This is a genomic window from Paenibacillus cremeus, from assembly GCF_007786445.1.
Lineage (GTDB): Bacteria > Bacillota > Bacilli > Paenibacillales > NBRC-103111 > Paenibacillus_G > Paenibacillus_G cremeus.
Map to the genome: position 1 here is coordinate 1 of NZ_VNJI01000095.1, position 9,380 is coordinate 9,380.

Consider the following 9,380-nt stretch of genomic DNA (forward strand, 5'->3'; position numbering starts at 1 on the left):
CAGACCAAAACGAAACGGGAGAAGTCTACTCTTATCAGTCAAGTCCAGCAGTGGATTGCCGGTTTGCCCAGCTATATCAAGGTTTTATTGGCTGATATAAGCTGCGAAAGTTGAGTTAATAATCTAACACCGGTCGTATTTATTATTTTGATTGCCGTTATGCCAATTTTCATAATCTTATTCCGTAAACAAATTCAGACGACGCCCGAGTTGCAGAAAAGCATTATGTTGATTGATGAGAAAGAAGTCATTACAGACCGTCCTCTGCTAATTAAAAGTCTGACCGTCCTGGGACTTACCATCCTCGGCTTTTTCCTTCATCAATTGCTGCATCTGGAGTCGGCAACCGTTGCCTTAACAGGCGCATTCTTTTGCTTCTCCTAACAGGCGAGCATGCGATGGAGAATGCATTTACAAAGGTGGAGTGGACGACGATCTTCTTCTTTGTCGGACTTTTCGTGCTCGTATCAGGCTTGGTGGAAACCGGAGGCATCTCCGAGTTAGCTGCAAAGGCAATTGAACTTACCGGAGGGAATCCAATCGCCACCTCTATGCTAATCCTTTGGCTTAGCGCTATTGCATCAGCCTTCCTTGACAATATTCCGTTTGTCGCCACTATGATCCCCATGATTCAGGAAATGGGAACTATGGGGGTAGAAAACTTAGAGCCTCTATGGTGGAGCCTGGCACTTGGTGCTTGTCTTGGTGGTAACGACTGATCGGGGCGAGCGCTAACTTGATTGTAGCCGGACTATCAGGTAAAGAAGGATATCCAATTAAGTTCCTCGCGTTTCTAAAATATGGATTCCCTATTATGTTGTTATCCGTTATTTTAGCCAGCGCGTATATTGGGGTCCGCTATTTAATCTAATACTGCAGAGTTGTTTCTGATGTCAGACCAAGCTATTCAAAATATAAAAGTACAAATACCGTGATCGCGGTTCCTATCACAATGGTTATAAAGCTATCGTTCCCTAGTCGACCCATTAATGCTTTGCTACCTGATTCTTCGCGAATCAATTGGTTAAGAACTAAGACGATAAATAAAAAGATGACATCTACAAACGCCACAATGGTAATAGGCTTGGTGATCATAGCGCCCAGCATGGTTCCCATCATGCCGCCCATGATCCCAGCCAGCATTCCATCCATCGAAGCCATTAAGCTTACACCTTTACCTGTCCAATAACCGACAAGCATTCCCACAAGGACAGATAGGATGGTTGACGTAACGAAGTCATTCATAAGAATTGCCAATATCGTTCCAAGCGTAAGACTTGCCATCATCCCTAGCGTCATGGCGATCATCATTCCTGCCATGCAAGTCAATTTTTTCCGATGAAGACACGTTAAGAAGATTCCATAGATTGTAAGCGCCAATGTACCAATCATACTTAAGTAATAAAACAGCATATTTATCTCCTCCTGAAACAATCAACCTCTAAATACTTATATGAATCAAGCCTTATGAGAATGATTCTATTATCTGAGGATCAAATGTAAACAAAAGGAAGAGTACCCTTGATTGGATGACTTACTTTTTCCATTATATACAACAAACCCAGTACCACTAACGATACTGGGTTTGTTGTGCACCTTAGCCCTTAAGCAGTCTTCTTCTTGGAAATCGAAATAAGGATGGCGATAACGCCGAAAATAAGCGCTGCAATAGCAACGTACAATGCCGTATTGGAGCTGCCGGCGGCTGCAGGTGATTGTGTTTTTTCAGGAGCGGAAGTAGCAGAGTCATGCCCTGTCGGTCCGCTTCCCGCAGCCTTAGGGTTTACCTTCGTAACAGAGGCTGGTTTGTCAGAGCCTTCAGCTCCTACCCATTCCACAACACTACCATCTTTATAGGTTTGATAAGCCTTCCAAGAGATTTGTGTCGCGTTGTCGGCTACTTTGCCGTTCATTAAGAAATTGCCAAACTCCGTGCTGGACAAGCCGTTGCCTGTTGCAGTCCAAGTCACGCTTGTAATTTTACCGCTCGCATCTTTGGTCAAGTCGTATTTCCAGTCTGGCTTCGGCTCGAATCGAGAAATAGTGACTTCGGCCGGAATTTTCACTTCTACCTTGACGGTAGGAATGTCTTTTTCCGTCGGTACACGTACGTTAAATACTTCATAAGTGCCCTGTGTGGTTTGTGGGGGCTGAACGGTAACATGTGCGCTGGCTACCCCTGCGAATAGCAGCATAAACATAAAACAAAGAGATAACGTGCTCAGTACTTTTTTCAATGCAATCAATCCTTCTAATTTTTTTTTATAATGATTAATGAATCATCATCTCATGGGAAAATACCGTTTCGTCATCATTGGCATCCAGGACCCTCACTTCAATAGTCCATTTACCAGGAAAGGGTAGATAAGGTCCCTTAGCATCATATCCGAATTGATGGAAAGCAATACTAGCATCGGGAACACTGACTTTAGCTGCAGGAGTAAGCGGAATTTCAATCGGCGCGATACCGGATTGATCTTCAGGTTTCACAATGAGCTGCACTCGTTTCAAATCCTTCTCTGTCTCCGGTATCCACACCAGAAGAGAAAAGGTATTCGTGCCAGGTGCATTCGGAGTAATTCTAGTGGTTAGATGCATAGTGGTGCCCATTTCATGCCAAAACAAGGGTTTATTCAGCGGCTGAGGATTTAAGGTTGTAAACACGCTTGCAATGACCACTATGGCTACCATAAGCATCATGTCGAGCTTTAGAAAAAGTGCGGTACCCCGATGATTCTTGCGCTTGATTACGAGGCGAAGAACAGTGCCGACGGCAATAACCAGAACTGTCAAAGAAGCTTTTACAAGCAAGAGAATGCCCCACTGGGTGTAGATGAGGTACTTTAGATTGGGCAAAATTCCAAGCGTATAAAACGTACCAGATATCACTAGCAGGACAATGCTTATAAGAGCCAAGGGTGAAAATTCAGCTAAAAATGGAACTACATAAGCTCGATGGCGCCGCCAAAAAACAAGAATATGCAGTAGTCCTCCCACCCAAATGGCAGCTGCAAACAAATGGACAAAATCGATAATTACCATATCGGGGATCGGACCTGTTGCAACAGCATGCCCGTTCAACGTTTTTGCTCCCAGCAGCAAGATGATCCAGAGCAAGTCTAGCTTCTTCGAACGGTGTAAAATTACAAAGCCTACTAATGATAAGCCGAGGGTCATCATCCAAGAATATCCGGTATAGGTACCGAAAAATAAAGGGATTAAATCCTTGGCAGCTAATCCGTCGATCATCTGCGTCAATTGCTCAAAGATGCTAACGATAGACGCAATAAGAAACCCCCGTTGAAGCAGTAAAGTCCACTTTTCCCGTACTACTTGATGTTCCGCTTTCTTCGAATCGAACAGCAAGACCCAAAATACCCACCCGGTTAGCAGCAGCAGCACGAGATAATATCCAAAGCGGCTGATATAGTAAAGAATATTACTCCCGCTTGCCATATCGCCGCCATTCATTGTGCCGGTCTGATTGATCGGCCCTGCATCTCCAATCGATATGACATAGGAGTCTCTAACGGGATGGCCGTCTGCGGAAATAATTTTGTAGCTGACCGTATAGACGCCGTCCGGTAATGGCGGAAGTGCAAGCTCAAGCCGGGTTTGATCCTCATTAAATTGGGCTTCATTACTGGTTACGGGCGTTCCTGTCTTATTCAAAACCTTGATATAGGATTCCGCTTTTTCCAGCCGTTCGTTAAAAGTCAATTCGATTTTAGGCGGACTGACGGGCAGTGTACTGTTAGCAGCAGGGTCTGCATGGATTAACGTGGCATGAGCGAAACACGGTGTCGGAATAAGCAGGCATAATAAAAGCCCGAGCCAAACGAATACTGTTTTTATTCGGATTTACTTCACCCCCCGTCCCCTTCATTACAATACAAACAAAGTAGATATTTTAGTATGACTCGATAGGGCTATTTCTCGCTGAAATTGTGTCAAATCAGGGACACTGGTGAAACATAAAAGCCCGAGAACCCGTCCTTACTAGAAATAGCCCTAGTTAGCCATTGTCTTTTAAAAAAACAATTACTATCATTATGTTAATAATCGGATTTACATTATGCAGCGTGATGATACTCATGTCACGTGCATTCGTCACCAGGAGGAATTTATGAGCAAAGTACAAGTTGAGAGCAAAGCGTACAAACAAGAGCTCCAAAGAGAAGCTGAAAAAAGGAAACGCACGCAATGGCTTATGGGATGGTCGCTTGCGATCATTTTAGTTGGATTTGTTTCGTTAATTATCTATAGTGTGGCTTCCAAATCGTCTCCTTCTGGTCACATCATTGATGCGAAAGAATTTCAGTATGACCAGCAACCGGCTCTGGGCTATAAGGATGCGCCTATTCAAATCGTAGAATTTGCAGACTTTAAATGCCCTGCTTGTATGCAGTTCGATAAAACGATCATTCCCCAATTAAAGAAAGACTTTATTGATAACGGGACGGTCCAGCTGCATTTTATCAACTTCCCTATCATTAGTCCCAATGCTGACTCTACGACAGCGGCACTAGCGGGCGAAGCCGTTTATCATCAAAGCGGCGAGGAATTCTGGAAGTTTTACGATGCGGTTTATGCCAAGCAAGGTGATGAGCAAACGAACTGGGCTACGGAGGATTATCTCGTTCAAATCGCGAAAGACGCTAATTTAAAACTTGATTTTGACAAATTGAGAAAGGATATCCATGACAAAACATATGCCAAAGATGTAAGCAGCGATAAAGCTATTGCCGCAAAACTTGGCGTGAATGGTACACCTACGATCTATATCAATGGGAAAGCTGTTTCTGGTCCGGATACCTTTAATTATAACGCCATCAAAAATGCGATTCTGATGGCAAAGGATGAACCTGTGAAATGATTAACCAATTCAAAACTTATCGGCTGTATTTTGCTTGGATCATCGCCGTTATTGCGCTTTTTGGGAGCTTGTTCTTAAGCGAAGTTATGCGGTTCGAACCTTGCAAGCTTTGCTGGTTTCAACGCATATGCATGTACCCTCTAGCCCCCCTTCTTGGTCTGGCCGCTTACAGAAACGATCAGGCAATCGTACCCTATGCACGAATCTTAAGCGTCATCGGAATGGGCTTCTCTCTCTTTCACTACTTGGAACAAAAGGTGCCTAGCATGTCGACAATTTTGCCTTGTACGGTTGGCATTCCATGCAATGGCCAATACATGAACTGGCTCGGCTTTATTACGATTCCTTTCATGGCTCTTATCGCGTTCTCACTAATTACAGTTCTGTTATTTCTGAAAGAAAGCACTCAAAAGTAAGCAAAAAAGCAGGTTCCTCCGTATTTTGGAGGAGCCTGCTTTTTCGGTAGGGTTAGCTAATTGACGGGCGTACTCCATAGAGATAGCTCTGTGAACAAGACTGTGCTGGCTGCTTCGCAGAAATGGTGTGGCCATAATTTTATTCAGGAAACAATCATGTTATTTTTCTCGAAAGATCACGACGATGGTATCAGAGACCGCTTAATGTCAGGACAATATAAAAACATGATTCAATACATAGCACCGTCAACCACTGTTGAGTGAAATAAAAAAAATCACTTCTACGCCTTCGTTTTTCACCATGTCTGTAACGTCCGCGGCGCCGCCAAAGAAGATCTTATCATCAATCAGATTCTGATAATTTTTTTGCATTTCGTTCTCCTTATTTCTTCTTGAAGGATGTGAATTCAATGGATACGCGCTCAGCCGCAGCGGGAGGAGCACAGCAAAGAGACATGTCCCGCGGATCCCCTGCACTCTCAAACTCGCTGTCTTCTTTGGTGTAGAAGATCTCCCAGGCGTTGCCGTCCGGGTCGTAAACCCAGACCTTATCCTGCACTGCATAACAGCAGGTCGTGTTCATTTCATCGATGAGCAGCAATCCCGATTGGCGAAGTCGCTCACCCATTGCCAGCACTTCTTCGGTGTTGTTTACCTGAAAGCCCAGATGGTTAAGTATACCTTTCTTCTCGAAGGGACGAACATTCAAAGAAAAATGTAGCGCCGGGTCCTCGAGTTCAAATTTAGCATAGTTGTCTTTTACTTTGGTTGGCTCGGATCCAAAGAATGCTTTATAAAAATCAAGCGATTTCTGAAGGTCGGTGCAGTTTACAGCTACATGCATCCGTTTAATCATCTTATTTACCTTCTTTCACAAACTGCTCGATACGATTTTTAATGGAGTCACGTACTTCATTGAATTTTGCCGTGATTTCTTCTTCTGTTCCGGTAGCCTTCGCCGGGTCCTCAAAGCCCCAATGCCATCTTTCCGCTTTGTCATTTCGAACAACTGGACAGTTGTCGTTTGCGTGACCGCAGAGTGTAATGATGTAATCCGCATCTTTTAGGATCTCAGGATCAATCACGTCGGACGTATGATTGGAAATATCAATCCCTGCTTCATTCATGGTTTGAACCGCGCGAGGATTCAATCCATGGGCTTCAAGACCTGCACTTTTCACTTCGTATTTGTCGCCGCCCAGCGCTTTTAAAAAACCGTCCGCGATTTGGCTTCTGCACGAGTTCCCTGTGCACAAAAAATAAACTAGTGGTTTCTTCTCCATGTTGAAAAACTCCTTTTATGTTGTAAGTTAGATTTGACTACATCATCTGATTTATTCATGAAGCATTTTATAAACCATAGAAGCAACGACTGCCCCAAGGACGGTTGCCACTAAGTAGAGCCATAAATGCTGTGTTGCCCCTGATACAATAGCTGGTCCCAGCGAGCGTGCCGGGTTCATAGAGGCTCCGCAAATGGGACCTGCGAACATAGCCATAAGTCCGACGGTTCCGCCAATCGCCATACCCGCAAAGCTTTTTACCGCTTTGCCATGTACAGCTGAGCCTAAAATAACCATCATCAAGACAAACGTCAAAATAAACTCTAGAACAAACGACTGCATTTCGGATCCAATGGGGAGCGTCGACCCCAAATTAGCTACATTGCCGAATAAAAAGAGCAGTGTGAAACTCGAAGCGATCGCCGCGATAAACTGAGTAATGATGTAATACACACTGTCTCTAAATGAGATATCTCCTCTGACCAAAAATCCGATGGTTACGGCTGGATTAAAATGAGCGCCTGAGATATGTCCGAAGGTATAGATGAGAGCCATGACGACAAGACCGAAAGTAAGCGCAACGCCAACATGTGTGATGCTTTTCGTGATTTCATCAATAACCATCGCTCCGGGACCTGCAAAAATTAAAAAGTAGGTACCAATGAACTCAGCGATTAATTTCTTTTTCATACATCTCTCCCCAGGCTTTAGCAGCAGTTGTTTTTTAATTGTGCAATTTTCTCTTTAAGTGATGGAATATAATCCATTACGGACTGCAGGTAAGGTTTATCAGCAATGTCTAGGGCATAATAAATCCATTGACCTTTTCGATTTTCATTTACAAGTCCCGCATCTTTTAACTTACGAAGATGCTGACTGACATTGGGTTGTGACGTCTCCAAAATCTCAACGATATCACAAACGCAAAGGTCTTGCTCTTTGAGTAATGCAAGGATCGTCAATCTGGTTTTATCGCCGAGCAGCTTAAAGCGCTCCGCCATTTCATTAATTTGATCCATTCAAATATCACCTCAAGACATGGAGAACATTTTGCTCTTTTAGCAATTGAATCACTTTTTCTTTTATGAGATCCCGCGCGGTGCGAAAATCTTCAATGTTGCCGTGACCACTATTCACCGGCGTAGGATCTGGAATATCCCACTGAACACTTTGAATGCCAAACGGAACACTCGGGCACTTTTCATTGACCTGCTCACAGAGTTTTACGATCATGTGGGAGCTGATAAAGGCTTTCATATCAATCCGCTTTGAGCGATAGTCTGATATGTCGATACCGGCTTCTTTCATGACCTTTATGGTCATGGGATGAATCTCCCTTTCCTCTACACCCGCACTGCCGGCGATAATTTGATCTCCAGCAAAATGCTTGGCAAACGCTTCAGCCATTTGACTTCGACATCGATTATGAACACACAAAAAGTACATACGTAAAGGCTTACTCATATCATCACCTCGTATCGTCAAAATCATGTTATCAATATATAATGATCTGCTTATATAATCAATAACTTATATATTAAGATTATGTAAATACAAAGTAAAAAAGCCACCGATTCGGTGGCTAAAAGAATTAGCAGCAAGAGCTTATTTCCTGAGCAGGTGTAGCACAGCAAACCGTTGGCATACTTTTACGATCTTCAACAGCTGGTGTAGTGCAGCAAACCGTTGGGGTGCTTTCACGTTCTTCAGCAGCTGGTGTAGCGCAGCTAACCGTTGGGATGCTTTCACGATCTTCGGCAGCTTTGAATTCGCTATCCTCTTTGGTGTAAAACACTTCCCACGGATTGCCTTCCGGATCGGTAACCCATATCTTATCTTGAACAGCGTAACAGCAAGTTGTATTCATTTCATCAAACGATACGAGTCCAGCCTCTTGCAGCCGCGTCTTCGCCGCAAGCACTTCCTCCGTATTTTTAACTTGAAAGCCGAAATGATTTAACACGCCTCGATTATCGAAGGGACGGACGTTTAGCGAAAAGTGCAGTGCCGGCTGATCAAGTTCAAATTTTGCGTAGTTATCTTTCACTTTTGTAGGTTCAGCGTTAAACAATTTCTTATAAAACTCCAGCGACTGGTTCAGATTTCTAACGTTGATGGCAACATGCATTTTCATTGTCAACACTCCTTTTTATTTATCAAATTATTTTGATTAATAGTTCAAAAAAATTTAGCAGCAGCCGGGCGATTTATCGATTGGTCTAAAAATGCAGCATAGTTGCTCGGAGAGAAGCGCGCTTATTTCAGTTGGATTAAGCTCGTAATAACTCCAGGTCCCCTTTGTCTCTTTGGTAATCAAACCTGCGTCCAATAAAATCTTAAGGTGATAGGAGAGCTTCGATTGAGGCATATCAACAATGTCAGTCAAGTCGCAGACACATGTATTTCCGCGTTGACAGAGTTCATATAGAATTTGCAGCCTTTTTTGATCAGCTAATGCTTTGAATTTCTGTTCGTATACATCAAAAGACACCGCTGGTTCTGCAACAACACTAACCGGAATTTCTTTCTTCAATGTAATCACATCCCTTCCGATCAGACTTTAAATCAATTATTTTTGATTAATTTTGTTGATTTCAATTTACCATGGTTTTCTCGAGAGGTCAACATTTAAATCAAAAATAATTGATGTAAAGTCGTCTGAGGTCTCCAATTACTAAAGTTTGCTCTTCTGTCAAGAAAGTGGACACCCGTAACTCAGGCCTCACGCCTGTAGTACTGCTCCTCGAACCGCGCCGGTGACATGTAGCCAATCGTGCTGTTGGAGCGCTTTCGGTTATAAAAAAA

At 43.4% G+C, this 9,380-nt stretch carries 13 protein-coding genes and 1 pseudogene; 3 read left to right on the forward strand and 11 right to left on the reverse strand.

What is annotated here, in order from left to right:
* Positions 1-159: 159 nt before the first annotated feature.
* Positions 160-719: pseudogene (locus FPZ49_RS34445) on the forward strand (SLC13 family permease).
* Positions 720-903: 184 nt separating this feature from the next.
* Here the strand turns inward: FPZ49_RS34445 and FPZ49_RS34450 are convergent.
* The 3 genes from FPZ49_RS34450 to FPZ49_RS34460 all read right to left on the reverse strand — a co-directional run bounded on the left by FPZ49_RS34450 (position 904) and on the right by FPZ49_RS34460 (position 3,861).
* Entirely contained in the window at positions 904-1,413 is a 510-nt protein-coding gene (locus FPZ49_RS34450) for a hypothetical protein (protein WP_144855193.1), read from the reverse strand.
* A gap of 191 nt (positions 1,414-1,604) precedes the next feature.
* Complete coding sequence (locus FPZ49_RS34455; RefSeq protein ID WP_391563909.1) at positions 1,605-2,237, reverse strand: YcnI family copper-binding membrane protein; 633 nt, start codon at positions 2,235-2,237, stop codon at positions 1,605-1,607.
* Positions 2,238-2,271: 34 nt separating this feature from the next.
* Positions 2,272-3,861 (reverse strand): copper resistance CopC/CopD family protein, encoded by a 1,590-nt coding sequence (locus tag FPZ49_RS34460; protein ID WP_186446282.1) that lies wholly within the window; start codon positions 3,859-3,861, stop codon positions 2,272-2,274.
* A 265-nt stretch (positions 3,862-4,126) separates the two neighbouring features.
* Here FPZ49_RS34460 and FPZ49_RS34465 point away from each other — a divergent pair, with 265 nt between their 5' ends.
* Positions 4,127-4,876 (forward strand): DsbA family protein, encoded by a 750-nt coding sequence (locus FPZ49_RS34465; RefSeq protein WP_186446280.1) that lies wholly within the window; start codon positions 4,127-4,129, stop codon positions 4,874-4,876.
* On the forward strand, positions 4,873-5,292 hold the full coding sequence (locus FPZ49_RS34470; RefSeq protein ID WP_144855199.1) for a disulfide oxidoreductase: 420 nt from the start codon (positions 4,873-4,875) through the stop codon (positions 5,290-5,292). The genes FPZ49_RS34465 and FPZ49_RS34470 overlap by 4 nt, the downstream gene beginning before the upstream one ends.
* Before the next feature lie 246 nt (positions 5,293-5,538).
* Here the strand turns inward: FPZ49_RS34470 and FPZ49_RS37210 are convergent, their stop codons facing one another.
* From FPZ49_RS37210 to FPZ49_RS34510, 8 genes are all read right to left on the reverse strand, one after another.
* Positions 5,539-5,664, reverse strand: a complete 126-nt coding sequence (locus tag FPZ49_RS37210) for a hypothetical protein (RefSeq protein ID WP_261381761.1) — start codon at positions 5,662-5,664, stop codon at positions 5,539-5,541.
* 10 nt (positions 5,665-5,674) lie between these two features.
* Positions 5,675-6,148: an ArsI/CadI family heavy metal resistance metalloenzyme gene (locus FPZ49_RS34480; RefSeq protein ID WP_144855201.1), complete on the reverse strand. Its 474-nt coding sequence runs from the start codon at positions 6,146-6,148 to the stop codon at positions 5,675-5,677.
* 1 nt (position 6,149) lies between these two features.
* Positions 6,150-6,575, reverse strand: coding sequence for an arsenate reductase (thioredoxin) (gene arsC / locus FPZ49_RS34485; RefSeq protein ID WP_144855203.1), 426 nt, complete (start codon positions 6,573-6,575; stop codon positions 6,150-6,152).
* 51 nt (positions 6,576-6,626) lie between these two features.
* On the reverse strand, positions 6,627-7,265 hold the full coding sequence (locus tag FPZ49_RS34490; protein ID WP_144855205.1) for an aquaporin: 639 nt from the start codon (positions 7,263-7,265) through the stop codon (positions 6,627-6,629).
* Positions 7,266-7,282: 17 nt separating this feature from the next.
* On the reverse strand, positions 7,283-7,594 hold the full coding sequence (locus FPZ49_RS34495; protein ID WP_144855207.1) for an ArsR/SmtB family transcription factor: 312 nt from the start codon (positions 7,592-7,594) through the stop codon (positions 7,283-7,285).
* A 7-nt stretch (positions 7,595-7,601) separates the two neighbouring features.
* On the reverse strand, positions 7,602-8,039 hold the full coding sequence (locus tag FPZ49_RS34500; protein WP_186446281.1) for an arsenate reductase ArsC: 438 nt from the start codon (positions 8,037-8,039) through the stop codon (positions 7,602-7,604).
* Positions 8,040-8,166: 127 nt separating this feature from the next.
* A complete protein-coding gene (locus FPZ49_RS34505) occupies positions 8,167-8,709 on the reverse strand; it encodes an ArsI/CadI family heavy metal resistance metalloenzyme (RefSeq protein ID WP_144855211.1) in 543 nt (180 codons plus the stop codon).
* A gap of 54 nt (positions 8,710-8,763) precedes the next feature.
* Positions 8,764-9,108, reverse strand: a complete 345-nt coding sequence (locus tag FPZ49_RS34510) for an ArsR/SmtB family transcription factor (protein WP_315899226.1) — start codon at positions 9,106-9,108, stop codon at positions 8,764-8,766.
* Between the last annotated feature and the right edge of the window lie 272 nt (positions 9,109-9,380).

Excerpts from the sequence above, each read along its gene's own strand:
- FPZ49_RS37210 (WP_261381761.1), bottom strand. The coding sequence starts at position 5,664 with ATGCAAAAAAATTATCAGAATCTGATTGATGATAAGATCTTCTTTGGC.
- FPZ49_RS34490 (WP_144855205.1), bottom strand. The coding sequence starts at position 7,265 with ATGAAAAAGAAATTAATCGCTGAGTTCATTGGTACCTACTTTTTAATT.
- FPZ49_RS34470 (WP_144855199.1), top strand. The coding sequence starts at position 4,873 with ATGATTAACCAATTCAAAACTTATCGGCTGTATTTTGCTTGGATCATC.
- FPZ49_RS34495 (WP_144855207.1), bottom strand. The coding sequence starts at position 7,594 with ATGGATCAAATTAATGAAATGGCGGAGCGCTTTAAGCTGCTCGGCGAT.
- FPZ49_RS34480 (WP_144855201.1), bottom strand. The coding sequence starts at position 6,148 with ATGATTAAACGGATGCATGTAGCTGTAAACTGCACCGACCTTCAGAAA.
- FPZ49_RS34505 (WP_144855211.1), bottom strand. The coding sequence starts at position 8,709 with ATGAAAATGCATGTTGCCATCAACGTTAGAAATCTGAACCAGTCGCTG.
- FPZ49_RS34500 (WP_186446281.1), bottom strand. The coding sequence starts at position 8,039 with ATGAGTAAGCCTTTACGTATGTACTTTTTGTGTGTTCATAATCGATGT.
- FPZ49_RS34465 (WP_186446280.1), top strand. The coding sequence starts at position 4,127 with ATGAGCAAAGTACAAGTTGAGAGCAAAGCGTACAAACAAGAGCTCCAA.
- arsC (WP_144855203.1), bottom strand. The coding sequence starts at position 6,575 with ATGGAGAAGAAACCACTAGTTTATTTTTTGTGCACAGGGAACTCGTGC.
- FPZ49_RS34450 (WP_144855193.1), bottom strand. The coding sequence starts at position 1,413 with ATGCTGTTTTATTACTTAAGTATGATTGGTACATTGGCGCTTACAATC.